This is a genomic window from Photobacterium sp. R1 (assembly GCF_054600795.1).
The window spans coordinates 1-236 of the sequence record NZ_BAAHZP010000981.1 but is presented as its reverse complement, the minus strand read 5'-3'; the positions used below and the strand labels follow the sequence as shown (position 1 = coordinate 236).

The window sequence follows — 236 nt, the reverse complement described above, 5'->3', positions numbered from 1 at the left end:
GTTTGTTGGCAATAGTCGACACCACAAGGCCTGCAAGCCATCTCAAGCACGCCACTGACGCGCAAGCAGGCCATAAATCGCTGAATCTGACATTTTTCCGTCGACAATCCACCTTTCAGGTAAATACCCTTCCAGTGAGAAACCCAGTTTCGTCAATACTTTAGCCGAGCCTGTGTTGTCAGGGTCAATTTCTGCTTCTATTCTGTTGAGTTGCATTTCCTCAAAAGCAAACTGAA

1 protein-coding gene is annotated in these 236 nt (G+C 46.6%); it reads right to left on the bottom strand.

Annotation, left to right across the window (positions count from 1 at the left end):
* Positions 1 to 42 precede the first annotated feature (42 nt).
* Positions 43 to 236, bottom strand: a 194-nt coding sequence (locus ACYP03_RS27995; protein WP_459782932.1) for a GNAT family N-acetyltransferase, incomplete at its 5' end; no start/stop codon positions are given.